The sequence below is a fragment of the Pseudomonas sp. E1MeOHC2 genome (assembly GCF_058745025.1).
The window spans coordinates 3,676,567-3,701,187 of record NZ_CP196675.1 but is presented as its reverse complement, the minus strand read 5'-3'; the positions used below and the strand labels follow the sequence as shown (position 1 = coordinate 3,701,187).

The following is a 24,621-nucleotide window of genomic DNA, read 5'->3' as shown; positions in this document are numbered from 1 at the left end:
CCTCAGGGGTTCTGCGCCAGGTGCCCCTGAACAATCACGCGCTTGGCTTGCAGATACGCTTTGGCCCAATAGCTGTTGGACAGGTAGTCCAGGCGCACCGTCCCACCCGTGGACGGTGCGTGCACAAAACGCCCCTCCCCCACGTAGATGCCGGCATGGCTGACCTGCGAGCCGCCACTGGTGGCAAAGAACACCAGGTCGCCCGATTGCAGCGCCTTCGCATCCACGGTCGGCGCACGCATGACAATCATCTCCCGGGTCGAGCGCGGCAAGCTGATGCCGGCGGCATCACGATAGACATACTTGATCAGGCCGCTGCAATCGAAACCGGAGTCGGGCGTATTGCCGCCCCATCGATAAGGCGTACCCACCAGCCCGATCGCGCGGATCAACACGTCGTCGGCGATCGGCGAACCATCAGGCTGGCTGTAGGTAACCTTCGGCTGCTGAACCGTAGGAGCCGGCGCAGGGGCGCGACTGGAGCAGGCAGCAAGCAATGCCACCAGGGAAAGGAATGCGAAGCGCGCCATCATTGCCATGGCCAGAACATCCTGTCTGAGACCGCTGCGCTGCGGCCGAAAAGAGTTGAGAATTTAGATTAGACGCTTTCTGTAAATGCGCACGGCGGCGAGCTTTTTTCAAAGCATCGCCGCCGCGGCGGGGTATTTCGTTTTGGTATCAGTTGCGCGCGATGTTAGTCGGCGCCATCGCCAAGGCACGCTTGGCTTCGATGAAGGTCTTGCTCCAGTAGCGATCACCGAGGCTGTCGATGCGCACGCCACCGCTGCGGCGGCTGCTGGAGTGGATGAACTGATTGTCACCCAGGTAGATACCGGCATGGCTGACGCGGCCGCGGCCATTGGTGCTGAAGAACAGCAGGTCGCCTGGCTTGAGCTTGTTGCGGGCCACTTTCGGGGCATCGACGTTGATCATTTCACGCGTCGAACGCGGCAAGGTCATGCCGGCTTCTTCGCGGAACAGGTAACCAATGAAGCCGCTGCAGTCGAAGCCGGACTTCTCCGAGGTACCACCGAAGCGGTAGCGGGTGCCGATCAGGGCCATGCCGCGCTCGAGAATGCTGTCAGCCAGAACCGGCAGCTGATAAGGCTTGCTGTTGCTGGAGAACGCCTCCAGGTCATCTTCAGTGGCCAGCTCTTCCGGTTCGCCGAATACGGACGAAGACGAGGCTTTGGCCTTGAACGCCGATTGTGCGGAGATCGGGGTGTGATCCTGGGGCTGGGATACCGGGCCTTGGGCCGCGCAGCCAAAAAGCAGGGTCACGAGTGCGAGGGGCACGAGGGGTGCGAAGCGCTTTAGCATGGGCACGACCGTGTCTGTAATCCTTTAGAGGGGTGAAACTATGCCCTCTATCATGGCCATTTGCAAATTTTATCGAAAAAGATGTGACTTTTTCGTTTTACCGCTCTGGCCCAGGATTTTCAGGGGCTTACCAGCCCAGGGTTTCCTTGAGAAAAGGAATGGTCAGCTTGCGCTGTGCCTGCAGCGAAGCCTGATCGAGGCGCTCGAGCAGATCGAACAGTGCGCTCATGCTGCGGGTACCGCGGGTCAGGATAAAGTGGCCGACCTCATCGGTGAGGTGCAGGCCACGGCGCGACGCACGCAGCTGCAGGGCACGCAGCTTGTCCTCATCGGACATGCCACGCATCTGGAAGATCAGCGCCAGGGTCAGCCGCGACTTGAGGTCTGCCAGCTTGATGGGCAACTCGCGGGGCGAGCTGGAGGCCGCCAGCAGCAAACGACGGCCACTGTCGCGCAGGCGGTTGAACAGGTGGAACATGGCCTCTTCCCAATCGGCCTTGCCGGCAATCACATGGAGGTCGTCGATGCACACCAGCTCGTATTGTTCGAGGTGATCGAGCAACTCGACACCGCGCTCGACCAACTGCGCCAACGGCAGGTAGACGGCGGGCTCGCCCAATTGCTGGAAACGGTGGGTGGCGGCCTGCAACAGGTGGGTGCGGCCAACACCCTGCTTGCCCCACAGGTAGATGAGGCTCTCGGTCCAGCCGGCGTCGGCTTCGCAAAGACGCTCGACGTAGCCCAATGCCGCGGCATTGGCGCCCGGATAGTAGTTGATGAAGGTGGCGTCATCGCGCAGGCGCACACCCAGGGGCAACTGGATCGGTGGTTTCATGCTCACGGGTGGTCGCTGGGACCACAGGGGGCCTTTGCTGGACAGTGTGCAAAGTCTATACCCGCAACGCGGGCGGCACAATCAGGGAGCAGAAGAGCACAAGCAAAATCAACAGGTTGCGTCATGTTCTGGCTGCCCTGCCCGGCCAACTTACAGCTGCGGATCGACATCGGCGTCATACATGTCCGACTCTTTGTACAGATCATGCACATGCCGCAGCAGCACCATGATCACCGCCGCCACCGGCAGCGCCAGCAGCACACCGGTAAAGCCGAACAGTTCGCCGCCGGCAAGAATGGCGAAAATCACCGCCACCGGGTGCAGGCCGATGCGGTCACCCACCAGCAACGGCGTCAGCACCGTACCCTCAAGCACCTGGCCCACCATGAACACCGCAACGATGCCCAGCATCGGGTACAGGTCGCCACCGAACTGAAACAGCCCGGCAACCAACGCCGCGCCAATACCAATGATGAAGCCCATGTACGGCACAATGGCAGCCAACCCCGCCAGCATGCCTATCAACAGGCCAAGTTCGAGCCCCACCAGCATCAGCCCGGCCGAGTAGATGACGCCCAGCGCGAGCATCACCATCAGTTGGCCACGGACGAACGCGCCCAGCACTTCATGGCATTCTTCCGCCAACCCCACGACCTGCGACTCGCGCTGGCGTGGCAACAGGCTGCGCAGCTTGGCCATCATCAGGTCCCAGTCACGCAGCAGGTAGAAGCCCACCACCGGGATCAGTACCAGGTTGGCCAGCCAGCCGATCAAGGCCAGGCTCGAAGCGGTCGCCTGGGACAGTACGATGCCGACGATGTCGGTGGTCTGGCCCATGTGCTCGCCAATGGCGGCCTTGATCTTGTCGAACTTCCAGAAGCCATCGGCCAGGCCAAGGCGGTGCTGCACCCAAGGCAGCGCCACGTGCTGCAGCCAGTCAAGCATCTGCGGTGCCAGCTCGTACAGGCGCACCAGCTGCTTGGCCAGCATCGGCACCAGCACCAACAGCAAGGCCATGAACACCAGGGTGAAAAGGCTGAATACCACCACCACGCCCCAGGTACGAGACAGCCCCAAACGTTCCAGACGGTCAACCAGCGGGTCTGCCAGATAAGCCAGCAGAATGCCGATCAAAAAGGGGGTAAGGATGTTGTGCAGGCTATATAACAGCACGGCGATCAGTAGTGCCGCACCCAGCCAGATCCAACGGCGCATATCGGTCACGGTCGCTACTCCTTACCAGCGAAAACGCAGGCCGTCGAACGGCTTGGGCGCTGCGGGCTGCTCCGGGTTGACGCCAGGGGCAGGTGCCGGGGCCGCCGGAGCGACAGGGGCTGCCTCGACCGGTACTTCCTGCAGCTTGGCCAGGCCAAGCTGGGCACGCAATTGTTCGCGATTGGCAGTGACGCCGTAAGTCAGCGTGCTGCCTTCGGCCATCTTCAGCCGCGGGCCGTAAGGTTCAAGCACCCGGCTCAATTCGGCATAGCGCTGCAGGTTCATCCCCTGCACCTGAAGCTGCAGCTGGCTGCTGGCGCCCGGGCGGGTCACATAACGCGGCGCCAGGCGGCTGCTCACCGCCTGCATCACCGCGTCGGCCAAGGCAGCCTGGTCGGCGCCCTCGGCATTGCCCTGCTCGTGCTGGTCGCCCACCCACAACTGCCATTTGCCTTGCCATTTGCCCTCCGCCTCTTGGGCGTGGACCGCCAGCAAGGCGTCCGCCGCGTAGCGTTCGGAGGCTTCGCGTAGCGGTTTTGGGTCATTGCCTTCGATTTGCTTGGCGTTGGCCACCAACTGCTCCTGCAGGTCGGCCAACGGCAGGCGCAATGGCAAGCCTCGGTGTTGGGCCGCACGACGCAGAGGCTGGGCAGCGGCCTGACCGTCACCCACCAGGTTGCTGCCCTCGACGCTGTCGTTGAGCCACCAGCCAAGGATCGACGGCCGGTTGCTGCCCCACAGGGCCAGGCCGGCCTTGCGCAGTGCACGCTCGGTACTGCCGGGGTCGAACTCGACCAGCACAGACTCGGGCGGGCCGGCTTCGGTGCCGACCTGATTGATGATTTGCTGCGGATCCTTGCGCAGTTCGGCCAATGCTGGGCTTTGCGCCGCCTTCGGGTCGCCGGTCAGGCGCTGGACCAAGGTTTCGAGGGCCTTGCCAGTGGCCTGAGTACGGGCTTCTGCGCCCTGGCCTTGGAGCGGCTCACGCACTTGATAAAGCCCGGAGACGGTTTCGGCTTGCGCGGTGACAGCCACCAGGGCAAGGCAACCTGCTGCCAGATAATTAAGAAAACGCATGAAGGATTCCTGTCCAGTCGAGCTTCAAGCCACAAGCTTCAAGCTGCAAGAAAAAAGCAGGCCGAGCACCCACCTGCAATGCCCGGCGCGTGAGGCTCGCTGTTTGCAGCTTATACAGAAGCAGCAGTATCAACCACCCGCATGGCTCGATCAGCGTTTTTCAGCAATTTACCGCCCTGCCCGTCGGCCTGAGGATGGCCGCTGCACGGCAACCCTGATAAAATCGCGCGCCTTCGCAGACCTCTGACGTTTCAGGCAGCCGTCGCTTCCAAGCCGGCCTTGGCCGTCATGGTCGTTTTTAAGAATCCCTCCCTCCTAAAGGCCTGGATCAATGAGCAAGCAACCCTCCCTGAGCTACAAGGACGCCGGTGTAGACATCGACGCCGGCGAAGCACTGGTCGAACGCATCAAGGGCGTGGCAAAACGCACCGCACGCCCTGAAGTCATGGGTGGCCTGGGTGGCTTCGGCGCCCTCTGCGAGATCCCGGCCGGCTACAAGCAGCCGGTTCTGGTCTCCGGCACCGACGGCGTCGGCACCAAGCTGCGCCTGGCGCTGAACCTGAACAAACACGACAGCATCGGCCAGGACCTGGTCGCCATGTGCGTCAACGACCTGGTGGTGTGCGGCGCCGAGCCGCTGTTCTTCCTCGACTACTACGCCACCGGCAAGCTCAACGTCGACGTCGCCGCTACGGTGGTTACCGGCATCGGTGCCGGCTGTGAACTGGCTGGCTGCTCGCTGGTCGGCGGCGAAACCGCCGAGATGCCTGGCATGTACGAAGGCGAAGACTACGACCTGGCCGGTTTCTGCGTCGGCGTGGTGGAAAAGGCCGAGATCATCGACGGCTCCAAGGTTGCCACCGGCGACGCGCTGATCGCCCTGCCGTCTTCCGGCCCGCACTCCAACGGCTACTCGCTGATCCGCAAGATCCTCGAAGTGTCCGGCACCGACATCGAGAACACCCAGCTCGACGGCAAGCCACTGACCGACCTGCTGATGGCGCCAACCCGCATTTACGTCAAACCGCTGCTGCAACTGATCAAGAACACTGGCGCGGTCAAGGCCATGGCCCACATCACCGGTGGCGGCCTGCTGGACAACATCCCGCGCGTACTGCCGAAAAACGCCCAGGCCGTGGTTGACGTGGCCAGCTGGCAGCGCCCTGTAGTGTTCGACTTCCTGCAGGAAAAAGGCAACGTCGACGAGCACGAAATGCACCGCGTACTGAACTGCGGCGTGGGCATGGTCATCTGCGTGGCCCAGGACCAGGTCGAAACCGCCCTGAACGAACTGCGCGCCGCCGGTGAGCAGCCATGGGTGATCGGCCATATCGCCGAAGCCGCCGAAGGCGCCGCCCAGGTCGAGCTGCAAAACCTCAAGGCACACTGATGCCGAGCAAGACCTGTAATGTAGTGGTATTGCTGTCGGGCTCCGGCAGCAACCTGCAAGCCCTGATCGACAGCTGCCGCCGTGACGACAGCCCGGTGCGCATCCGCGCGGTGGTTTCCAACCGTGCCGACGCCTACGGCCTGCAACGCGCCGCAGCAGCGGGCATCGACACCGCCGTACTGGACCACACCGCTTTCGACGGTCGCGAAGCCTTTGATGCGGCGCTGATGGCGCGCATCGACAGCTTTGCGCCCGACCTGGTGGTGCTGGCCGGTTTCATGCGCATCCTCAGTGGCGACTTCGTGCGCCACTATCAGGGCCGCCTGCTCAATATCCACCCGTCGCTGCTGCCCAAGTACAAGGGCTTGCATACCCACCGCCGGGCCCTGGAGGCAGGCGACGCCGAGCACGGCTGCAGCGTACACTTCGTCACCGAGGAACTCGATGGCGGCCCACTGGTCGTACAGGCTGTGGTACCGGTGACGTCGGACGACACTGCTGAAAGCCTGGCCCATCGGGTTCACCACCAGGAACACCAGATTTACCCGCTGGCGGTGCACTGGTTCGCCGAAGGACGCTTGCGTCTGGGTGAGCACGGTGCGTTACTGGATGGCCAGCCTCTGGCGGCCAGCGGTCATTTGATTCGACCCTAGGAGATTTTATGCGTCGCGCCCTGCTCTTGGCTCTCGCCGTGCTCGCCCTGCCCCTCCAGGCAGCTGATCTGAAGCCTTTCTCGGCCAGCTACACCGCCGACTGGAAGCAACTGCCCATGAGCGGCACCGCCGAACGCAGCCTGGTCAAAAATGCCAACGGTACTTGGAACCTTAATTTCAGGGCCTCCATGATGATCGCCAGCCTGACCGAGCAAAGCACCCTGCGCTTGGAAAACGACACCCTGCTGCCGCAGAAGTATCACTTCGAACGTGGCGGCCTGGGCAAGGCGAAGAAGGTCGACCTGAACTTTGACTGGAACAGCAAGAAAGTCACCGGTAGCGACCGTGGCGATGCCGTCAGCCTGCCGCTCAACCGCGGCGTGCTGGACAAGTCGTCTTATCAACTGGCGCTGCAGCATGACGTGGCGGCCGGCAAGAAGAGCATGACCTACCAGGTGGTCGACGGTGACGAGATCGACACCTACGATTTCCGCGTACTGGGCACCGAGAAGGTCACCACCAAGACTGGCCAGGTCGATGCGGTCAAGGTCGAGCGCGTGCGCGACCCAAGCCAGAGCAAGCGCATCACCGAGCTGTGGTTCGCCAAGAACTGGGACTACCTGCTGGTGCAACTGCGCCAGGTCGAAACCGATGGCAAGGAGTACGTGATCGTGCTGCAGGAAGGTACGGTCGATGGCAAGTCGGTGAAGGGAAACTGATCCGGCACTGCCAGATGCATCCAAAGCCCCGCCTTGTGCGGGGCTTCTTTTTGCCTGGCATTTACGTTTCATGAAACTTGTTTCATGGCCGTTTTATTTACTTAGCCTGCTAACAAACTCTATAAAGAAGACCTGCGACACAGTGCCGCAGCTAACTGAAAAGTGGAGTTTACCGATGACAGTCCAAGTAACCGAACGCGACGAATCGAAAATGTCCCACGAAGGCCTGGCCGCTGGCGTGCGGATCTGGGATGTGCACCAGCAAGGCCAACTGGTGGGGATGTTCCACAATGAACACGAAGCCCACCTCTACCGTGTAGAGCTTGAAGACTTGGAAAGTCAGCGCGCTACACAATGAGCCAGCAATGCCACAGTCTTTGAATAAAAAAACCCCGCCTAGGCGGGGTTTTTGCTGCTTACCACATCAGGTCGTCAGGGATCTTATAAGCCGCATACGGGTCATCCTCGTCGGCTTCCTCGACATGGGTGTTGAGCAGCAGCACGCGATGAGGGTCGCGCTCCTGGATCTTCACCGCCGCCTCACGTGGAATTACTTCGTAGCCGCCAGCAAACGAGACCACCGCCAGCGAGCCATTGCTCAGCTTGCTGCGCATCAGGGCATTGACGGCAATGCGCTTGACCTTCTTGTCGTCGACGAAGTTGTAGTAGTCCTCACTGTTGAGCTTGGGCAGGCGGGTCGCTTCGATCAACTGCTTGATCTGCGCGGCACGGGCCTTCTGCTCGGCCTTTTCCTGCTGCTGACGGTTCAGCTCCTGGTCACGCTTGGCCTTCTCGGCCATGGCTTCCTTGGCCAGGCGCTGTTGGGTGTCGTCCACCTCGACCTGGCCTTTGTGCTCCAGGCGCTTTTGTTTCTTCTGGGCTTTGTTGGTCTGCGAGACCTGTTTCTGGTTGACCAGACCGGCTTTGAGCAATTGGTCGCGAAGGGAAAGGCTCATGAATGTTCACTCACTTATGCAACAGCTCAGCCGCAGCTGGGCAGGTTCTTTTCCTGACGTTTGGCTTCACCCCAAAGGGTATCCAGCTCGTCAAGGCTACAATCTTCGATGGGTCGACCGCTGTCGCGCAACGCCTGTTCGATAAAACGAAAACGTCGCTCGAACTTGCGGTTGGCGCGGCGCAGGGCGTGCTCCGGGTCGTGCTTGAGGTGGCGAGCCAGGTTGACGGTGGCAAATAGCAGATCACCCACTTCATCTTCCAGCGCATCGGCATCACCGTCGGCCATGGCCTGCAGGACTTCATCCAGCTCCTCGCGCACCTTGTCCAGCACCGGCAATGCGTCGGGCCAGTCGAAACCGACCGTGGCCGCACGCCTCTGCAGTTTGGCTGCCCGCGACAGCGCCGGCAATGCCGCTGGCACATCATCGAGCAACGACAGCTGTTCGGGTTCGCTTGCTTCGGCGCGCTCCTCGGCTTTGATCTCTTCCCAGCGCGACTTGACCTGGGCCTCGCTCAGGCTGGGTGTGTCCACCGGTGCGTACAGCTCGCCAGTGGGGAATACATGCGGGTGGCGGCGGATCAGCTTGCGGGTGATGCTGTCGACCACCCCGTCAAACTCGAAACGCCCCTCTTCCCGGGCCAGCTGGCTGTAGTAGACCACCTGGAACAACAGATCGCCCAGCTCACCCTGCAAGTGCTCGAAATCGCCGCGTTCGATGGTGTCGGCGACCTCGTAGGCTTCCTCGATGGTGTGCGGAACGATACTGGCGTAGTCCTGCTTCAAGTCCCACGGGCAGCCGTACTGCGGGTCGCGCAGGCGGGCCATGAGGTGCAGCAGGTCTTCGAGGGTGTAAGTCATCTGAACAGGTCCTTCGGTGGTGCGCCCTTCGCGGGCAAGCCCGCTCCCACAGGCACAGTGCTTATCTTGAGGTTTGCACTCAACCTGGGGGAGCGGTCTTGCCCGCGAAGCAGCCACCTCGCGCTCAAGGGGTACGGTTACGCCGCGTCTCGATGATGTTGGGCAACTGCGAAATCCGCCCCAGCAAGCGCCCAAGCGCATCCAGGCCAGGAATCTCGATGGTCAGCGACATCAACGCAGTGTTGTCTTCCTTGTTCGAGCGGGTGTTGACCGCCAGCACGTTGATCTTCTCGTTGAGCAGCACCTGCGACACGTCACGCAACAAGCCTGGGCGGTCGTAGGCACGGATGACGATGTCGACCGGGTAGGTCTGCACCGGGATCGGCCCCCAACTGACCTGGATCATCCGCTCTGGCTCTTTGCCTGACAGTTGCAGCACCGAAGCGCAGTCCTGACGGTGGATGCTCACACCACGGCCCTGGGTGATGTAGCCGACGATGGCATCGCCCGGCAGCGGCTGGCAGCAACCCGCCATCTGCGTCAGCAGGTTGCCGACACCTTGGATCTGGATATCGCCGCGCTTGCCGGTACGCGGCCCCGTGGGCTTGCGTGACACCAGCTCGATCTGCTCGATACGCTCGGGTTCGAGCAACTGCTGAGCGGCGTTGACCAGATGGGCCAGGCGCAGATCACCCGCGCCAAGCGAGGCGAACATGTCCTCGGCGGTCTTGACGTTGGTCTTCTCGGCCAGGCGCTCGAAGTCCACCTGTGGCAGGCCCAGGCGGCTGAGTTCACGTTCGAGCAAGGTCTTGCCGGCGGCGACGTTCTGGTCACGTGCCTGCAGCTTGAACCAGTGGACGATCTTGGCCCGTGCCCGCGAGGTGGTGACGTAGCCCAGGTTGGAGTTCAGCCAGTCACGGCTCGGGCTACCGTGCTTGCTGGTGATGATCTCCACCTGCTCGCCGGTCTGCAGGCTGTAGTTGAGCGGCACGATGCGCCCGTTGATCTTGGCGCCACGGCAGTTGTGGCCGATCTCGGTGTGCACGCGGTAGGCGAAGTCCAGCGGCGTGGCACCCTTGGGCAGGTCGATGGCGTGGCCGTCGGGGGTGAAGATGTACACCCGGTCCGGCTCGATATCGACCCGCAGCTGTTCGGCCAGGCCGCCGATGTCGCCCAGTTCCTCGTGCCATTCGAGCACCTGGCGCAGCCAGGAGATCTTCTCTTCATAGTGATTGGAGCTGGGCTTGACGTCGGTGCCCTTGTAACGCCAGTGGGCGCAAACGCCAAGCTCGGCTTCCTCGTGCATGCCGTGGGTGCGAATCTGCACTTCCAGCACCTTGCCCTCGGGGCCGATCACCGCCGTGTGCAGCGAGCGGTAGCCGTTTTCCTTGGGGTTGGCGATGTAATCGTCGAACTCTTTGGGGATGTGCCGCCAGAGGGTGTGGACGATACCCAGCGCGGTGTAGCAGTCGCGCACTTCCGGCACCAGCACGCGAACCGCACGCACGTCGTAGATCTGGCTGAATTCCAGGCCTTTGCGCTGCATCTTGCGCCAGATCGAATAGATGTGTTTCGCCCGGCCGCTGATGTCAGCGTTGACGCCGGTCGCCAGCAGCTCGTTCTGCAGCTGGTTCATCACGTCGCTGATAAAGCGCTCGCGGTCCAGCCGGCGCTCGTGCAGGAGCTTGGCGATCTGCTTGTACTGATCGGGCTCAAGGTAGCGGAAAGACAGGTCTTCCAGCTCCCACTTGATGTGACCGATGCCCAGGCGATGCGCCAGTGGGGCATAAATGTCGAACACCTCGCGCGCGACACGCAGGCGTTTCTCGTCGTCGGCAGACTTCACCGCACGGATCGCGCAGGTACGCTCGGCCAGCTTGATGAGTGCCACACGCACGTCGTCGACCATGGCCACGAGCATCTTGCGCAGGTTCTCGACCTGCGCCTGGGAGCCCAGCACCAACGACTGGCGCGGGCTGAGGCTGGCGCTGATCGCCGCCATGCGCAGCACGCCGTCGATCAGCTTGGACACCACCGGCCCAAAGCGCTGACTGACTTCGGCCAAGGTCACCTTGCCTTCACGTACCGAGCGGTAGATGACGGCCGCTACCAGCGAATCCTGGTCGAGCTTGAGGTCGGCGAGAATTTCGGCGATCTCCAGGCCCGCCTGGAAGCTGGACGTACCGTCGGCCCAGGAATGCTTGGCAGGATTACCCTTTTTCTCGACTTCGTGAGCGAACTCGCAGGCCTCTTTGAGCTCCGCGCGATTCAGTGCCGAATCGACGCTTACCACATGATCCAGCCATGCTTCGAGATTGATACTGCCGTCGGTGTTGACCGGCTGGTGCACTCTCACCTGTACCATCTTTGTTTTACCTTTCCATACAGCGCACCACGCGGGTGCGCAGGCTTCCACCGTGTGGCCGCCATTCCTTGGCAGCCGCACCAACGGGCCAGTCTGCTAGCCCGCTTCGAATAACGCCATGGCCTCGACATGCGCCGTCTGAGGAAACATGTCGAGAATCCCGGCCCTTTTTAACCGGTACCCCTGACCGACCAGCACCTGGGCGTCTCGCGCCAGCGTGGCCGGGTTGCACGATACGTAGACCAGCCGCCTGGCCTTGAGGCGGGCGATGTCTTGCACCACCTCGTAAGCACCGTCGCGCGGTGGATCCAAGAGTACCGCAGAAAAGCCTTCGGCGGCCCATTCGGCACCTGCCAAAGGCTGCGATAAATCGGCCTGAAAAAACCGTGCGTTATGCACATTGTTGTTTCGGGCATTGGCCGCAGCCCGATCGACCATGGCCTGCACGCCTTCCACCGCCACCACTTCACGTGCCTGGCGCGCCAGCGGCAGGGCAAAGTTGCCCAGGCCGCAGAACAGGTCCAGCACACGCTCGTCGGCCTGCGGTGCGAGCCAGGCCAGGGCCTGCTCGATCATCGCCGTGTTGACCTGGGCGTTGACCTGCACGAAGTCGCCAGGGCGCCAGGCCAGCTCCAACTGCCAGGGCTCCAAGGCAAAGCCCAGTTTCGCGGCCGAATCCACCGGCGCAGGCTCGCCTTCGCCCTGCAACCAGAGCTGCGCCTTGGCCTCGTCGCAAAATGCCTGCAGGCGGGCCAGATCATCGGCCGGCAGCGGCGCGACATGGCGCACCAGCACGGCATCGGCGGTACCGCTGAACAGCTCCACATGGCCAATCACCTGCGGCTTGCTTAACGCACGCAGCGCAGTTGGCAAGTGACGCAGAATCGACTGCAAGGGCTGTACCAGCACCGCGCAATCGTCGATGGCAATGATGTCTTGGCTGGCTTCGGCACGGAAGCCGACCTCCAGCTGACGTGCCTTGATGTCCCAGCGCACGGCTACCCGTGCCCGGCGCCGATAGCCGAATTCCGGCCCACTCAGGGGCGCGGCCCACTCTTCGGGCTGTATCCCCGCGACCCGTTGCAGCTGTTCGGCCAGGGTGCGCTGCTTGAGCGCCAGCTGCCCTTCGTGGGGCACATGCTGCAGGTTGCAGCCACCACAACGGGCATAGTGCCGGCACGGTGCCTCGCGCCGCTCGGGGCTGGCCTGCAGGACGCGCTCCAGGCGCGCCTCCACCACCTTGCCACGGGCATTGAGCACGCGGGCCTCGACCGCTTCACCGGCCAACGCGCCGCTGACGAACCAGGTACGCCCTTCATGGAAGGCGATGCCACGGCCGTCACCGGCCAGGCGCTCGATATCCAGGCGCTGTTTCTTGCCCACGGGAACCTGGGGGCTACGGTTGCCACCGGCTGGCTGGAAGCGCAGGCCGCTGTTGCTTTTCTTTTTGGACATTTAGCTCGGATCAAACAGGCCAGTGGACAGGTATCGGTCACCACGGTCGCAGATGATTGCGACCATTACCGCGTTTTCCACCTCTTGGGACAGGCGCAGCATCGCCGCAACCGCACCACCGGAAGACACGCCACAGAAAATGCCCTCTTCGCGGGCAAGGCGGCGGGTGATGTCTTCGGCTTCCTGCTGCGACATGTCGACCACGCGATCCACGCGGCTGGCGTCGAAGATTTTCGGCAGGTATTCCTCCGGCCAGCGGCGGATGCCCGGAATGGCCGAGCCTTCCATCGGCTGCAGGCCGACGATCTGCACCGCTGGGTTCTGCTCTTTGAGGTACTGCGAGCAGCCCATGATGGTGCCGGTGGTCCCCATGGAGCTGACGAAATGGGTGATGGTGCCCTGGGTCTGCTGCCAGATCTCCGGGCCTGTGCTGTTGTAATGGGCGATCGGGTTGTCGCCATTGGCGAACTGGTCGAGCACCAGACCGCGGCCCTCGGCCTGCAGCTTCTCGGCCAGGTCACGGGCACCTTCCATGCCTTCTTCCTTGGTCACCAGGATCAACTCGGCGCCGTAGGCCGTCATGGCGGACTTGCGTTCGGCGGTGGCGTTGTCCGGCATGATCAGGATCATTTTGTAACCTTTGATCGCTGCCGCCATCGCCAAGGCAATGCCGGTGTTGCCGGAGGTCGCCTCGATCAACGTGTCACCGGGCTTGATCTGGCCGCGCAGTTCGGCGCGGGTGATCATCGACAGCGCCGGGCGGTCCTTGACCGAACCGGCGGGATTGTTGCCTTCGAGCTTGAGCAAGAGCGTGTTGCTGGTGTCTCCGGCAATGCGCTGCAGGCGAACCAGGGGCGTATTGCCGACGCAATCGGCGATGGTTGGGTACTGCAAGGTCATGGCGTATTTCACAATCCGGACGGCAGGGGCGCCTATCATACCGGCAATCCTTTCCCGGCCATATCACGCAATCTGTGGTGCATATAGCTACAAGCTATAAGTGGCCGATTTCAGCTCATTGCCGCCCTGTTCGCGCGCCGCGGGCTCATGCACCGGCAGGCGCATCCACAAGCGCAGCCCACGCTTGCCATTCTCCGCCCACAGCGTCCCGCCCTGGCGTTGGATAGCGCTGCGCGCAATGCTCAAGCCCAGCCCGAAACCACCATCCCCCGGCCGCGAACCGTCCAGCCGCGAGAACGGCGCGAAGATCCGCTCCAGGTCCTCTTCTGCCACGCCACCGCCTTCATCTTCCAACCATAGCCACCAATGGTTGCCCTCACGCTGCCCGCCGAGCCGCACCAGCCCGTTGGCCGGCGAGTGACGGATGGCATTGCGCAGCATGTTCTCCAGCGCTTGGGCCAGGTGATTGAGGTTGCCCTGCACCCAACAACTGGCGGGCAGTTCGCAGCGCAGGCGCTCGGGTGACCAGCCGCTTTCGTAACTGGCGTCCTCGGCGAGCAGGTCCCATAACGCCTGAACCTGGATGGGCTCAAGGTTCATCGGCGCGCGCTCGGCGTCCTGCCAGGCCAACTGCAAGGTGCCCTCGACCAACTGCTGCATGCAATCCACCTCACGCGCCAGGCGTTCGCGCAGGCACTGCAAGTCAGTTTCGCCATCGCAGGCCACGCGCAGCCGGCTCAGCGGCGTGCGCATTTCGTGGGACAGGTCGCGCAACATCTGCTGTTGCATGGCCACCGTACCCTGCAACCGCTCGGCCATCTGGTCGAACGCGCGGGCCAGCTCACCAAGTTCGTCATGCCGAGCAATGGTGCGCGAATCGAGGCGGGCCGACAGCTGGTCGGCGCGCCAGGCATTGGCCTGCTCACGCAACTGGTTGAGCGGCACGATCAACATGCGGTACAGGCCCACGCACAACAGCAAGGTGAACAGGCCGGGGATGATGCCGTTGGTCACCACCCGCCACAGCACGCGGTATTGCCCTGGGTTGAGGCGCTCGGGCAGCTCGATCACCAGCATGCCCTGCTCTGGCGCCCCCGGGAATGGGATACGCACCCAAGGCTGGTCGACGCTACGTCGGCTCATGGGCCAGTCGACACCGCGCAGGCGCGTCAGACGCCGCATGATGTCGGGGTGCAGGGTGGCGCTATCGAGCGGGCGCAAGTTGCTGTCCAGCACCCCCACCCAACCGCGCTCGCGCTGATGCATGGCCTGCACCCAGCGGTCCAGCCCCACTTGCCCGTCGCTGCGCCAGGCCTGCTCGGCCTCAGCCGCGTAACCGCGCAGCAACTGGCGCGCCGGCTCGGAAAGAAAGGCGTTCTGGGTTTCCATGTGCCGGCCCCAGGTGTAGCTCAGGCCGATCATCAGCAGGCAGAAGCCCACCAGCAGGATGGCCAGCTTCCAGAACAGCGAATGACGGTCGAGCATGGCTTACTCTATCTCGCTGGCGCTGAGCACGTAGCCCTTGCCCCAGACCGTGCGGATCTGCCGCTCCTGGTAGCCGATGCCCTTGAGCTTGCGGCGGATCTGGCTGACGTGCATGTCCAGGCTGCGATCATGGCGCGAGTAACCACGCTGCAAAACCTGCTGATAAAGGAAGGGCTTGCTCAGCACCTCCTCCAGGTTGCGGTTGAGGATCTCGAGCAAGCGATATTCGCTGGGCGTAAGGCCTGCCAGCCGCCCCTCGAGCCTGACATCGCTGAGCCCTTCGTCGAACTGCAACTCCCCGGCAGCGGCGTCCTGCTGCGGCTGATGACGCCGTTCCAGGGCCACGCGCCGCAGGATAGCCTCGATGCGCACCTGCAGTTCGGCCATGCTGAAGGGCTTGGGCAGGTAGTCGTCGGCGCCGCGCTGAAAACCGCTGATGCGGTCGGCCTCGGCGCCCAGCGCCGACATCAGGATCACCGGTGTGGCACTGCGCTGGCGTAGCTGGGCCAGTGCATCCAGGCCATTGAGCCCTGGTAGCAGAATGTCCATGAGCACCACATCGAATGCCTGACGGCCGGCCGTTTCCAGGCCTTCAAGCCCATTGCGGCACCAGGTCACCTGGAAGCCGCCACGCTGCAGCTCTTCGTACAGATAAGCGCCCAGTACCGGGTCATCCTCGATGGCGAGGATAGTGGAGGTGTGAATAGCTACGGGATTCATTGGCAACTGCCATGCATTCTCAATTGCGCAATTATTGAGCATCCGCTCCGCTCTAAGCAACCGCCCTGCGACCAATGCCTCGACAAGGCCACGACAAGGCCACGACAAGGCCACGAAAAGACTGACAAATGGGTGCAATAGCCGAGCAGGCGGAGTAACTTTCCGGCTTGGTCCGTCACGCGGTTGACGGCGTCCAGGCACATGACAGGAGGCAAGTGTGCTCGATCGTTTGGGAATCAGAAGCCGGGTCCTGCTACTGGCCCTGCTGCCTGCCGGCCTGATGGCGCTGGTACTGGGCAGTTATTTCACCTGGTTGCAGCAAAGCGATTTGCGTACCCAGTTACTGCAACGGGGCAAAATGATCGCCGAGCAGTTGGCGCCACTGGCCGCGCCTGCCATGGCCAAGTTGGCCCCCGCACAGCTGGAACGGATTGCCGCGCAGACTCTGGAGCAGACAGATGTGCGCGCCGTCGCCTTTCTTGCCCCGGACCGCACGCGCCTGGCCCATGCCGGCCCCAGCATGCTCAACCAGCCGCCAAGCGGCGGCACCGGCACGCAACTGTTGCAACGCTCCGGCAATGATGCCACCCGCTACCTGATGCCGGTCTTCGGCCACCACCGCGACCTGGCCACCGACGCCGTGCCGGCCGAGGCCGAGCGCCTGCTGGGCTGGGTCGAAATCGAACTGTCGCATGACGGCACTCTGCTGCGCGGCTACCGTAACCTGTTCACCAGCCTGCTGCTGATTCTCGCCTGCCTGGCCCTCAGTGGCCTGCTTGCACTGCGCATGAGCCGCGCCATCAATGACCCGATTAAACGCATCAAGCATGCGGTCAATCAGCTCAAGGACGGCCACCTGGACGAACGCCTGCCGGCCATGGGCAGCCATGAACTGGACGAACTGGGCCGCGGCATCAACCGCATGGCCGAGACCCTGCACAGCGCCCACGAAGAACTGCAGCACAGCATCGACCAGGCTACCGAGGACGTGCGCCAGAACCTGGAGACCATCGAGATCCAGAACATCGAGCTGGACATGGCCCGCAAGGAAGCCCTGGAGGCCAGCCGGATCAAGTCCGAGTTCCTGGCCAACATGAGCCACGAGATCCGCACCCCGCTCAACGGCATCCTCGGCTTCACCCACCTGCTGCAGAAAAGCGAGCTGACGCCGCGCCAGCTGGACTACCTGAGCACCATCGAGAAGTCCGCCGACAACCTGCTGGGGATCATCAACGAGATCCTCGATTTCTCCAAGATCGAGGCCGGCAAGCTGGTGCTCGACAGCATTCCGTTCAACCTGCGCGACCTGGTCCAGGACACCCTGACCATCCTCGCGCCTGCCGCGCACGCCAAGCAGCTCGAACTGCTCAGCCTGATCTACCGTGACACCCCGTCCTCGCTGGTCGGCGACCCGCTGCGGCTCAAGCAGATCCTCACCAACCTGGTGAGCAACGCCATCAAGTTCACCCGCGAAGGCACCATCGTCGTGCGTGCCATGCTTGAGGACGAACACGAAGACAGCGCGCAGCTTCGCATCAGCGTGCAGGACACCGGTATCGGCCTGTCACCGCAGGATGTGCGCACGCTGTTCCAGGCGTTCAGCCAGGCCGACAACTCGCTGGCGCGCCAGCCCGGCGGCACCGGCCTGGGCCTGGTGATTTCCAAGCGCCTGATCGAGCAGATGGGCGGTGAGATTGGCGTCGACAGCACGCCGGGCGAAGGCTCGCAGTTCTGGATCAGCCTCAACCTGCCCAAGGCGCACGACGATGCCGAGGAGCTGCCGCTGCAACCGCTGCTGGGGCGCCGCGCCGCCATCGTCGACAGCCATGAACTGGCGCGCCAGGCGCTGGAGCACCAGCTTGAAGACTGCGGCCTGAGCGTCAGCCTGTTCGCTTCTTTCGATCAGTTGCTGCATGCCGTGCAGGCCGCCCACCAGGTCGGCCACCCGTTCGACTTCGCAGTGCTCGGCGCCAACCTGGGCAACCTGACCCCAGAGCAGCTCGGCGAGTACCACCAGCAACTGGAGCGCTACCAATGCCAATGCGTGGTGCTGTGCCCGACCACCGAGCAGGCGCTGTACCACCCGTACCTGCCCAATGGGCATGGCCAGTTACTGTCCAAACCGACCTGTACGCGCAAGTTGCGCCGGCTGTTGCTGGAGCTGGTCCAGCCGCGTCGCCCGCTGGGCGAGCCGAACACCCAGAGCGGCCAGCGCCAGCCCAAGATTCTGTGCGTCGATGACAATGCGGCCAACCTGCTGCTGGTACAGACCCTGCTCGAAGACCTCGGTGCCGAGGTGCTGGCCGTCGACAACGGCCATGCAGCGGTACAAGCGGTGCAGGACGAGCCTTTCGACCTGGTGCTGATGGATGTGCAGATGCCAGGCATGGACGGCCGCGCCTGCACCGAGCAGATTCGCCTGTGGGAAAGCGCCCAGAGCGGCAGCCCGCTGCCGATCGTCGCCCTCACCGCCCATGCCATGGCCAATGAAAAACGCGCCCTGCTGCATGCCGGCATGGACGACTACCTGACCAAACCGATCAGCGAGCGGCAGTTGGCCCAGGTGGTGATGAAGTGGACCGGCCTGAGCCTTGGCATGCCACAGCAGGAGCGCCTGTCGGAGCAACTGGCCAACGGCGACGAACTCAAGGTACTCGACCCCGAGGAAGGCTTGCGCCTGGCCGCCGGCAAGCCCGACCTGGCTGCCGACATGCTGGCCATGCTGTTGGCGTCGCTTGAATCCGACCGCGAGGCGATACGCACCGCGCGCGCGGCAGGCGATAGCACCACGCTGATCGAACAGGTACACCGCCTCAACGGTGCCTCACGCTACTGCGGCGTGCCGCAACTGCGGGCAGCGTGCCAGCGTAGCGAGACCTTGCTCAAACAGGAGCATCCGCATGCGCAGCAGGCACTGGATGAGCTGGACGGCGCGATCAGCCGGCTCGCATCACAGGCGCACATCAACGCCTGACAGGCCCCCGACTACAATCCCCAGACCCTCGCAAAGGAAGCCCGACCATGCGCGCCCTGTTGTTCAGCAGCCAGCACTACGACCAGGAAAGCTTCACCCAGGCCGCCGCCGGCAACGCGCTGGAACTGCACTTCCAGCCGGCGCGGCTTACCCAGGACACCGCGCCCCTTGCCAGTGGCTACGAGGTCGTCTGCGCCTTCATCAACGATGAGCTCGACGCCCAGGTGCTGACGCGCCTGGCCGCAGGCGGCACACGCCTGATCGCCCTGCGTTCGGCAGGCTATAACCATGTCGACCTCAACGCCGCCCAACGCCTGGGCCTGGCCGTGGTGCGGGTACCGGCCTATTCGCCACACGCCGTGGCCGAGCACGCCGTGGCACTGATCCTCGCCCTCAACCGGCGCCTGCACCGGGCCTACAACCGCACCCGCGAAGGCGATTTCACCCTGCATGGCCTGACCGGCTTCGACCTGCACGGCAAGACCGTGGGCGTGGTCGGCACCGGCCAGATCGGCGCTGCCTTCGCCCGCATCATGGCCGGCTTCGGCTGCCAGTTGCTGGCCTACGACCCCTACCCCAACCCGGAACTGCTGGCCCTCGGCGCCCGCTACCTGCCCCTGCCCGAGCTGCTGCGCGAGGCGCGCATCATCAGCCTGCATTGCCCGCTGACCGAGCATACCCGGCACCTGATCAACGCGCAGAGCCTCGCCCAACTGCAACCTGGGGCGATGCTGATCAACACTGGCCGTGGCGCCCTGGTCGACACCCCGGCACTGATCGACGCACTCAAGAGCGGGCAGCTCGGCTACCTGGGTCTGGATGTTTACGAAGAAGAAGCGCAACTGTTTTTTGAAGACCGCTCAGACCTGCCACTGCAAGACGATGTGCTGGCCCGGCTGCTGACCTTCCCCAACGTGATCATCACCGCCCACCAGGCCTTTCTAACCCGCGAAGCCCTGGACGCCATCGCCACCACCACGCTGGACAACATCAACCGCTGGATGGCAGGCAATCCACAGAATCTGGTATTGGGTTAATGCTAGGATACGCGGCATTTCTGGAGGACCCATGGTCGAGCACGATTTCCGCTACACCCTATTCAACCCGCAACACACCCTGATCGAGTGCCGCGCCCTGGTACCCGGCCGCTATCAGGTGACCGGCAACGGCGGTTCGATGCACAAGGGCGATACCCTGCTGGTAACCCTGAAGGGCAGCAAGGATTTGTCCATGCGCTTGGCCGTGGAAAGCGTGCGACACCTGATCAACCCACGCGGCCAATGGGTCGCCGTGGCTAGCGGCCCGGTATTCAACGAACTGGAGATCCTCACCTGGCAGGTCGAATGCGACCAGTGCGACGCGGTGCTGGATTTCGAATTCGCGGTGGACGCCAAACTGGGCAAGAAAGCCCGTCAGCCGGCGGCCAGCGCACGTATCGCTGAACTGGGCTGGGCCAGCCGTGGCGAGAAGCACCTGTGCCCGCGTTGCCAGGAGAGCGCTGCGTGAAAAATCTGCTGACCGGCGTGCTGATTGCCACCGGCCTGCTCGGCTGCGCCGCGCAACCGTCGAAGCTGCAGCAGGAGCGCAGTTATGTGCTGGAGTGGATTGGCGAACGCCCGCTGATTGACTACAGCCACCTCACCTTGACCTTGGCCAGCGATGGCCGCGCTTATGGCAATGGCGGCTGCAACCACTGGTTTGCCCCGTATACGCTGGAGGGCGAGCAACTGAGCTTCGGCAAGGTCGGCAAGACCCGCAAGCTGTGCGCACCGGCATTGATGGAGCAGGAAAAACGCTTCTTGCAGGCACTGGAGACGGTGCAGCGCTGGGATGTGTCGCCGGTGGAGCAGATGCGCTTCTGGCCGGCCGAGGGCAAGCCGTTGCGGTTCTGGCCCGAGGAAGGCTGAGGACTGCGCAGCCCGCTCCCACAGGAATCCCGCAGTATTCGATGCTGCGGTGATTCTGTGGAAGCGGGCTTACCCGCGAAAGGGCCTCCTGTTACATCAAGCGCCCTTCAGGGCCTTGATCTTGGCCTGTAGCCCTTCCAGCGTCTGCTCGCCCATCAACTGCTCACGCACCTTGCCCTTGTCATCGATGATGTAGGTCACCGGCAGCGCCTCGCTGCGCGGCAGCTCATAGCGCTCGGCCGGGTCCTGCGCCAGCACGGTAAACCCGATGCCCAAGGTCTCGGATGCCTGCTTGAGGTCCGCGCCTTGCAAGCCATCGAAGTTCACCCCAACCACCTTGATACCCTCGGCCGCCCATTGCTTGGCCGCCGCGTTCAGTTCAGGGATTTCGGTACGGCACGGCCCGCACCATTCTGCCCAGTAGTTGAGCACCAGCCAGTGCCCTTCGATCTGTTCGGCCTTTACTGTATTGCCGTGTTGGTCCACGCCGTAATCGGCACCGCAACCACCGAGCAAAAGGCTCGCGGTGATGGCCAGTACTGCTGCCAGACGCCTTGCCATGGGTCAATCCTTCTCGAAGTTTCAAGCAAATGGTTCAGTCGCTGCGGTTAGAATAGCCGCCACAACCAGCTGGATGCGACCCGACATGACTGACCTGACGCTCTATCATAACCCGCGCTGCTCGAAATCCCGCGGCGCGCTGGAACTGCTCGAGGCACGCGGCCTGGCACCCACCATCGTGCGCTACCTCGAAACCCCTCCGGACACCGCCACCCTGGCGGCGCTGCTTGGCAAGCTGGGGCTCGCCCCGCGCCAGCTGCTGCGCACCGGTGAAGACGAATACAAAGACCTGAACCTGGCCGACCCGGCCCTGACCGACGCACAACTGATCGAAGCCATGGCCCAACACCCCAAGCTGATCGAACGTCCGATCCTGGTGGCTGGCGATAAAGCCGTGATCGGGCGCCCACCCGAGAAAGTGCTGGAGATTCTGCCGTGAGCCAGCCCTTCATCCTGGTGTTGTATTACAGCCGCCATGGCGCCACCAGCGAGATGGCCCGGCACATTGCCCGTGGCATCGAGATGGCCGGCATGGAAGCACGCCTGCGCACCGTGCCGGCGATTTCCACCGAATGCGAAGCCGTGGCCCCGGATATCCCGGCCAGCGGCGCCCTGTACGCCACCCTTGACGACCTGCGCCATTGTGCCGGCCTGGTGCTGGGCAGCCCGACCCGCTTCGGCAACATGGCCGCGCCGTTGAAATACTTCCTCGACGGCACCAGCAGCCTGTGGCTGGGCGGAGAGCTGGTGGGCAAGCCGGCCGGGGTATTCACCTCCACCGCCAGCCTGCATGGCGGCCAGGAAACCACCCTGCTGTCGATGATGCTGCCGCTGATGCACCACGGCATGCTGGTGATGGGCCTGCCCTACAGCGAATCGGCCTTGCTCGAAACGCGCGGCGGCGGCACACCCTATGGCGCCAGCCACCATGCCGGTGCCGACGGCAAGCGCGAGCTCGACCCGCACGAAATCACCCTGTGCCGTGCACTCGGCCAACGCCTGGCGAGCACCGCCAAGGCCCTGGAGGCCGCGCGTGGCTAAAAAGCCGAAGGTGTTGCCGCCGCTGGAATGGCTGACACCCCGCCTGCGCCTGACGCGGGCGTTGAGCCTGGCGTGCTTTTTTGGCCTGATCGCACTGCTGGTGGCGAACAACCTGTGGTTCGCCAACCTGCACGGAGCGCGGGTCGAAGTGATTCTGGCGATCGAGCTGGTACCGCTGCTGTTGCTGCTGCCGGGCATGCTGACAGGCAGTGCCCGGGCACATGCCTGGACCTGCTTTGTGGTGAATATCTATTTCATCAAGGGGGTGTTGGCGGCATTCGACCCGGCACGGGCGGTGTTTGGCTGGGTTGAAGTGCTGGTGAGCCTGGGGTTGTTCGTCAGCGGGCTGCTGTTTGTGCGCTGGAAGTTCCAGCATGAGCGGCGCATGGCGGGCGAAGGTAGTTGAATGCGGGGCTGCATTGCAGCCCTTTCGCGGGGCAAGCCCGCTCCCACAGGTATTGCAAGGCACCTTAGATCGGTGACATACCTGTGGGAGCGGGCTTGCCCCGCGAATGCAACAGCGCCAATCTCAATGGTTGACGGTATGCGCCAGCATCACCGACAACTGGCACAACGGCCGCCCACTCTCGGCATGCCACTGGTTGAACGCCTGCTGCACCAACGCCAGGTCACGCTGACTGGTTGGCTGCTTGTCGATCACTTTCTGCGCAATCAACGCAGCCGCCATGTCGTCGGTCGGGATAAACGTATCCTTGCCGACCATGCGCAAGAACCGCGGCGCCGACAGCCCACCCAACTGGTTGCCATGCTTGGCCAGGTACTTCCACAAGCCGACGATATCGGTCACCGGCCAGTCGGCGATGAACGCGCCGAAACTGCCCTTCTCCTTCGCCACATCCAGCACCATCTGCGCATTGCGCGGCACGCTCTTGAGTTTGCCCAGGTGGCGGATGATGCGCTCGTCCTGCATCAACCGCTCCAGGTGCTCGGCCCCCATCAGCACCACCTTCTCGGGGTCGAAACCGAAGAACACCTGCTCGAACGCCGGCCACTTGGCATCCACCAGGCTGTGCTTGAGCCCTGCGCGGAACACGCGCAAGGCCAGGGTCGACAGGTAGCGATCATCGCTGATGTCGCGCAGTTGCGCAGGCGTGCGCGGCTGCGGCAGAAAGGCCTCAAGGGCCTGCGCCGAGCCGAAGCGGTTCAGGCAGTACTCATGCAGCCACTGGTAATCGCGCATGGGGGTCAGATGTTCAGCACGTCGAGGAAACGCGGGGTGGCGTTTTCGTCGATCTTCAGGCTGGTGAAGTCAAACAGATTGCGGTCTGCCAACTGCGACGGCGCGACATTCTGCAGCGCGCGGAAAATGCTCTCGGTACGGCCCGGGTGCTTGCGCTCCCACTCCACCAGCATGTCCTTGACCACCTGGCGCTGCAGGTTCTCCTGCGAGCCGCACAGGTTGCACGGAATGATCGGGAATTCGCGCATGTCCGAATAAGCCTGGATGTCCTTCTCGCTGCAATAGGCCAGCGGGCGAATCACCACGTTACGGCCATCGTCGGCACGCAGCTTGGGCGGCATGCCCTTGAGCGAGCCGTTGAAGAACATGTTGAGGAAGAACGTCTCGACGATATCGTCGCGGTGGTGCCCTAGGGCCATCTTGGTCGCGCCGATTTCGTCGGCGAAGGTGTACAGGGTGCCACGGCGCAGGCGCGAGCACAGCGAGCAGGTGGTCTTGCCCTCGGGCACCAGCTCCTTGACCACCGAGTAGGTGTCTTTCTCGACGATGTGATACTCGACGCCCAGCTCTTTGAGGTAGGCCGGCAGCACGTGCTCGGGGAAGCCGGGCTGCTTCTGGTCCATGTTCACCGCCACGATCTCGAACTGGATCGGTGCCACCTTCTGCAGGTGCAACAGAACGTCGAGCATGGTGTAGCTGTCCTTGCCGCCAGACAGGCAGACCATGACCTTGTCGCCATCCTCGATCATGTTGTAGTCGGTGATGGCTTCGCCGGCGAGACGACGCAGGCGTTTTTGCAGTTTGTTCTGGTTGACCGAGAGGGTGCCCATAGCGCTTGGATCCGCGAGGTGTGACAAAAGCCGGCTATTTTACGCACAAACCGCGCGGCGCTGTAGGCATTCCGATAAAGACTTCAAGGTAATCAACAGTACGCCTGACAGCGCAATTTGCTCTAAAAAGCGCCGTTTGTGCAGGTAACGGCTTCCT

The 24,621-nt window shown here is 63.1% G+C and carries 26 protein-coding genes; 11 read left to right on the top strand and 15 right to left on the bottom strand.

The features are described 5' to 3' along the window. Positions 1 to 2: 2 nt before the first annotated feature. The 5 genes from ACSSU5_RS16760 to ACSSU5_RS16740 all read right to left on the bottom strand — a co-directional run bounded on the left by ACSSU5_RS16760 (position 3) and on the right by ACSSU5_RS16740 (position 4,447). A complete protein-coding gene (locus ACSSU5_RS16760; protein WP_264309928.1) occupies positions 3 to 539 on the bottom strand; it encodes a C40 family peptidase in 537 nt (178 codons plus the stop codon). A 139-nt stretch (positions 540 to 678) separates the two neighbouring features. Further along, the gene (locus tag ACSSU5_RS16755) at positions 679 to 1,320 is read right to left on the bottom strand and encodes a C40 family peptidase (protein WP_264309929.1); all 642 of its coding nucleotides are present in this window, start codon (positions 1,318 to 1,320) and stop codon (positions 679 to 681) included. 127 nt (positions 1,321 to 1,447) lie between these two features. Continuing rightward, the gene (gene hda / locus ACSSU5_RS16750) at positions 1,448 to 2,155 is read right to left on the bottom strand and encodes a DnaA regulatory inactivator Hda (protein WP_264309930.1); all 708 of its coding nucleotides are present in this window, start codon (positions 2,153 to 2,155) and stop codon (positions 1,448 to 1,450) included. 150 nt (positions 2,156 to 2,305) lie between these two features. Next, complete coding sequence (locus tag ACSSU5_RS16745) at positions 2,306 to 3,379, bottom strand: AI-2E family transporter (protein ID WP_264309931.1); 1,074 nt, start codon at positions 3,377 to 3,379, stop codon at positions 2,306 to 2,308. A gap of 12 nt (positions 3,380 to 3,391) precedes the next feature. Then, complete coding sequence (locus ACSSU5_RS16740; RefSeq protein ID WP_492559308.1) at positions 3,392 to 4,447, bottom strand: DUF2066 domain-containing protein; 1,056 nt, start codon at positions 4,445 to 4,447, stop codon at positions 3,392 to 3,394. Positions 4,448 to 4,778: 331 nt separating this feature from the next. Here ACSSU5_RS16740 and purM point away from each other — a divergent pair, with 331 nt between their 5' ends. The 4 genes from purM to ACSSU5_RS16720 all read left to right on the top strand — a co-directional run bounded on the left by purM (position 4,779) and on the right by ACSSU5_RS16720 (position 7,567). Next, positions 4,779 to 5,837 (top strand): phosphoribosylformylglycinamidine cyclo-ligase, encoded by a 1,059-nt coding sequence (gene purM, locus ACSSU5_RS16735; RefSeq protein ID WP_264309933.1) that lies wholly within the window; start codon positions 4,779 to 4,781, stop codon positions 5,835 to 5,837. Next, positions 5,837 to 6,490 (top strand): phosphoribosylglycinamide formyltransferase, encoded by a 654-nt coding sequence (purN, locus tag ACSSU5_RS16730; RefSeq protein ID WP_492559307.1) that lies wholly within the window; start codon positions 5,837 to 5,839, stop codon positions 6,488 to 6,490. The genes purM and purN overlap by 1 nt, the downstream gene beginning before the upstream one ends. 8 nt (positions 6,491 to 6,498) lie before the next feature. Beyond that, positions 6,499 to 7,209: a DUF3108 domain-containing protein gene (locus tag ACSSU5_RS16725; RefSeq protein WP_264309935.1), complete on the top strand. Its 711-nt coding sequence runs from the start codon at positions 6,499 to 6,501 to the stop codon at positions 7,207 to 7,209. Positions 7,210 to 7,384: 175 nt separating this feature from the next. After that, positions 7,385 to 7,567 (top strand): hypothetical protein, encoded by a 183-nt coding sequence (locus ACSSU5_RS16720; RefSeq protein WP_264309936.1) that lies wholly within the window; start codon positions 7,385 to 7,387, stop codon positions 7,565 to 7,567. A 58-nt stretch (positions 7,568 to 7,625) separates the two neighbouring features. On the opposite strand, the gene ACSSU5_RS16715 is transcribed toward ACSSU5_RS16720, so the two are convergent. From ACSSU5_RS16715 to ACSSU5_RS16685, 7 genes are all read right to left on the bottom strand, one after another. Beyond that, a complete protein-coding gene (locus ACSSU5_RS16715; RefSeq protein ID WP_264309937.1) occupies positions 7,626 to 8,165 on the bottom strand; it encodes a DUF2058 domain-containing protein in 540 nt (179 codons plus the stop codon). A 26-nt stretch (positions 8,166 to 8,191) separates the two neighbouring features. After that, positions 8,192 to 9,025 (bottom strand): nucleoside triphosphate pyrophosphohydrolase, encoded by an 834-nt coding sequence (gene mazG, locus ACSSU5_RS16710; protein ID WP_264309938.1) that lies wholly within the window; start codon positions 9,023 to 9,025, stop codon positions 8,192 to 8,194. A gap of 124 nt (positions 9,026 to 9,149) precedes the next feature. Next, entirely contained in the window at positions 9,150 to 11,390 is a 2,241-nt protein-coding gene (gene relA, locus ACSSU5_RS16705) for a GTP diphosphokinase (protein ID WP_264309939.1), read from the bottom strand. Between the two features lie 96 nt (positions 11,391 to 11,486). Further along, positions 11,487 to 12,845 (bottom strand): 23S rRNA (uracil(1939)-C(5))-methyltransferase RlmD, encoded by a 1,359-nt coding sequence (gene rlmD / locus ACSSU5_RS16700; RefSeq protein WP_492559306.1) that lies wholly within the window; start codon positions 12,843 to 12,845, stop codon positions 11,487 to 11,489. Next, positions 12,846 to 13,745, bottom strand: coding sequence for a cysteine synthase CysM (gene cysM, locus ACSSU5_RS16695; RefSeq protein WP_264313967.1), 900 nt, complete (start codon positions 13,743 to 13,745; stop codon positions 12,846 to 12,848). An 87-nt stretch (positions 13,746 to 13,832) separates the two neighbouring features. After that, positions 13,833 to 15,230: a histidine kinase sensor domain-containing protein gene (locus tag ACSSU5_RS16690; RefSeq protein ID WP_492559305.1), complete on the bottom strand. Its 1,398-nt coding sequence runs from the start codon at positions 15,228 to 15,230 to the stop codon at positions 13,833 to 13,835. Positions 15,231 to 15,233: 3 nt separating this feature from the next. Next, a complete protein-coding gene (locus ACSSU5_RS16685; RefSeq protein WP_264309942.1) occupies positions 15,234 to 15,950 on the bottom strand; it encodes a response regulator transcription factor in 717 nt (238 codons plus the stop codon). A 217-nt stretch (positions 15,951 to 16,167) separates the two neighbouring features. Here ACSSU5_RS16685 and ACSSU5_RS16680 point away from each other — a divergent pair, with 217 nt between their 5' ends. Genes ACSSU5_RS16680 through ACSSU5_RS16665 form a run of 4 tightly spaced genes read left to right on the top strand, consistent with a single transcriptional unit; the run spans position 16,168 to position 20,831 of the window. After that, positions 16,168 to 18,924 carry a response regulator gene (locus tag ACSSU5_RS16680; RefSeq protein ID WP_264309943.1) on the top strand — a complete coding sequence of 919 codons (2,757 nt, stop codon included), beginning with the start codon at positions 16,168 to 16,170 and terminating at the stop codon, positions 18,922 to 18,924. Positions 18,925 to 18,971: 47 nt separating this feature from the next. Then, positions 18,972 to 19,961 (top strand): 2-hydroxyacid dehydrogenase, encoded by a 990-nt coding sequence (locus tag ACSSU5_RS16675; protein WP_264309944.1) that lies wholly within the window; start codon positions 18,972 to 18,974, stop codon positions 19,959 to 19,961. 31 nt (positions 19,962 to 19,992) lie between these two features. After that, entirely contained in the window at positions 19,993 to 20,430 is a 438-nt protein-coding gene (locus ACSSU5_RS16670) for a hypothetical protein (RefSeq protein WP_264309945.1), read from the top strand. Next, entirely contained in the window at positions 20,427 to 20,831 is a 405-nt protein-coding gene (locus ACSSU5_RS16665; RefSeq protein ID WP_264309946.1) for an META domain-containing protein, read from the top strand. Before ACSSU5_RS16670 ends, ACSSU5_RS16665 begins: the two co-directional genes overlap by 4 nt. A 96-nt stretch (positions 20,832 to 20,927) precedes the next feature. Here the strand turns inward: ACSSU5_RS16665 and ACSSU5_RS16660 are convergent, their stop codons facing one another. Then, the gene (locus ACSSU5_RS16660; RefSeq protein WP_264309947.1) at positions 20,928 to 21,392 is read right to left on the bottom strand and encodes a TlpA disulfide reductase family protein; all 465 of its coding nucleotides are present in this window, start codon (positions 21,390 to 21,392) and stop codon (positions 20,928 to 20,930) included. 85 nt (positions 21,393 to 21,477) lie between these two features. Here ACSSU5_RS16660 and arsC point away from each other — a divergent pair, with 85 nt between their 5' ends. Genes arsC through ACSSU5_RS16645 form a run of 3 tightly spaced genes read left to right on the top strand, consistent with a single transcriptional unit; the run spans position 21,478 to position 22,839 of the window. Then, positions 21,478 to 21,831 carry an arsenate reductase (glutaredoxin) gene (arsC, locus tag ACSSU5_RS16655; protein WP_492559304.1) on the top strand — a complete coding sequence of 118 codons (354 nt, stop codon included), beginning with the start codon at positions 21,478 to 21,480 and terminating at the stop codon, positions 21,829 to 21,831. Continuing rightward, the gene (gene wrbA, locus ACSSU5_RS16650) at positions 21,828 to 22,433 is read left to right on the top strand and encodes an NAD(P)H:quinone oxidoreductase (protein ID WP_264309949.1); all 606 of its coding nucleotides are present in this window, start codon (positions 21,828 to 21,830) and stop codon (positions 22,431 to 22,433) included. Before arsC ends, wrbA begins: the two co-directional genes overlap by 4 nt. Further along, complete coding sequence (locus ACSSU5_RS16645; RefSeq protein WP_264309950.1) at positions 22,426 to 22,839, top strand: DUF2069 domain-containing protein; 414 nt, start codon at positions 22,426 to 22,428, stop codon at positions 22,837 to 22,839. Before wrbA ends, ACSSU5_RS16645 begins: the two co-directional genes overlap by 8 nt. Positions 22,840 to 22,962: 123 nt before the next feature. Here ACSSU5_RS16645 and ACSSU5_RS16640 read toward each other — a convergent pair whose 3' ends face one another. Further along, positions 22,963 to 23,634, bottom strand: coding sequence for a DNA-3-methyladenine glycosylase I (locus tag ACSSU5_RS16640; RefSeq protein WP_264309951.1), 672 nt, complete (start codon positions 23,632 to 23,634; stop codon positions 22,963 to 22,965). A gap of 5 nt (positions 23,635 to 23,639) precedes the next feature. Beyond that, on the bottom strand, positions 23,640 to 24,464 hold the full coding sequence (gene ttcA / locus ACSSU5_RS16635; protein ID WP_264309952.1) for a tRNA 2-thiocytidine(32) synthetase TtcA: 825 nt from the start codon (positions 24,462 to 24,464) through the stop codon (positions 23,640 to 23,642). Between the last annotated feature and the right edge of the window lie 157 nt (positions 24,465 to 24,621).

Excerpts from the sequence above, each read along its gene's own strand:
- ACSSU5_RS16760 (WP_264309928.1), bottom strand. The coding sequence starts at position 539 with ATGGCAATGATGGCGCGCTTCGCATTCCTTTCCCTGGTGGCATTGCTT.
- ACSSU5_RS16755 (WP_264309929.1), bottom strand. The coding sequence starts at position 1,320 with ATGCTAAAGCGCTTCGCACCCCTCGTGCCCCTCGCACTCGTGACCCTG.
- hda (WP_264309930.1), bottom strand. The coding sequence starts at position 2,155 with ATGAAACCACCGATCCAGTTGCCCCTGGGTGTGCGCCTGCGCGATGAC.
- ACSSU5_RS16740 (WP_492559308.1), bottom strand. The coding sequence starts at position 4,447 with ATGCGTTTTCTTAATTATCTGGCAGCAGGTTGCCTTGCCCTGGTGGCT.
- purM (WP_264309933.1), top strand. The coding sequence starts at position 4,779 with ATGAGCAAGCAACCCTCCCTGAGCTACAAGGACGCCGGTGTAGACATC.
- purN (WP_492559307.1), top strand. The coding sequence starts at position 5,837 with ATGCCGAGCAAGACCTGTAATGTAGTGGTATTGCTGTCGGGCTCCGGC.
- ACSSU5_RS16725 (WP_264309935.1), top strand. The coding sequence starts at position 6,499 with ATGCGTCGCGCCCTGCTCTTGGCTCTCGCCGTGCTCGCCCTGCCCCTC.
- ACSSU5_RS16720 (WP_264309936.1), top strand. The coding sequence starts at position 7,385 with ATGACAGTCCAAGTAACCGAACGCGACGAATCGAAAATGTCCCACGAA.
- ACSSU5_RS16715 (WP_264309937.1), bottom strand. The coding sequence starts at position 8,165 with ATGAGCCTTTCCCTTCGCGACCAATTGCTCAAAGCCGGTCTGGTCAAC.
- mazG (WP_264309938.1), bottom strand. The coding sequence starts at position 9,025 with ATGACTTACACCCTCGAAGACCTGCTGCACCTCATGGCCCGCCTGCGC.
- relA (WP_264309939.1), bottom strand. The coding sequence starts at position 11,390 with ATGGTACAGGTGAGAGTGCACCAGCCGGTCAACACCGACGGCAGTATC.
- rlmD (WP_492559306.1), bottom strand. The coding sequence starts at position 12,845 with ATGTCCAAAAAGAAAAGCAACAGCGGCCTGCGCTTCCAGCCAGCCGGT.
- cysM (WP_264313967.1), bottom strand. The coding sequence starts at position 13,745 with ATGACCTTGCAGTACCCAACCATCGCCGATTGCGTCGGCAATACGCCC.
- ACSSU5_RS16690 (WP_492559305.1), bottom strand. The coding sequence starts at position 15,230 with ATGCTCGACCGTCATTCGCTGTTCTGGAAGCTGGCCATCCTGCTGGTG.
- ACSSU5_RS16685 (WP_264309942.1), bottom strand. The coding sequence starts at position 15,950 with ATGAATCCCGTAGCTATTCACACCTCCACTATCCTCGCCATCGAGGAT.
- ACSSU5_RS16675 (WP_264309944.1), top strand. The coding sequence starts at position 18,972 with ATGCGCGCCCTGTTGTTCAGCAGCCAGCACTACGACCAGGAAAGCTTC.
- ACSSU5_RS16670 (WP_264309945.1), top strand. The coding sequence starts at position 19,993 with ATGGTCGAGCACGATTTCCGCTACACCCTATTCAACCCGCAACACACC.
- ACSSU5_RS16660 (WP_264309947.1), bottom strand. The coding sequence starts at position 21,392 with ATGGCAAGGCGTCTGGCAGCAGTACTGGCCATCACCGCGAGCCTTTTG.
- arsC (WP_492559304.1), top strand. The coding sequence starts at position 21,478 with ATGACTGACCTGACGCTCTATCATAACCCGCGCTGCTCGAAATCCCGC.
- ACSSU5_RS16640 (WP_264309951.1), bottom strand. The coding sequence starts at position 23,634 with ATGCGCGATTACCAGTGGCTGCATGAGTACTGCCTGAACCGCTTCGGC.
- ttcA (WP_264309952.1), bottom strand. The coding sequence starts at position 24,464 with ATGGGCACCCTCTCGGTCAACCAGAACAAACTGCAAAAACGCCTGCGT.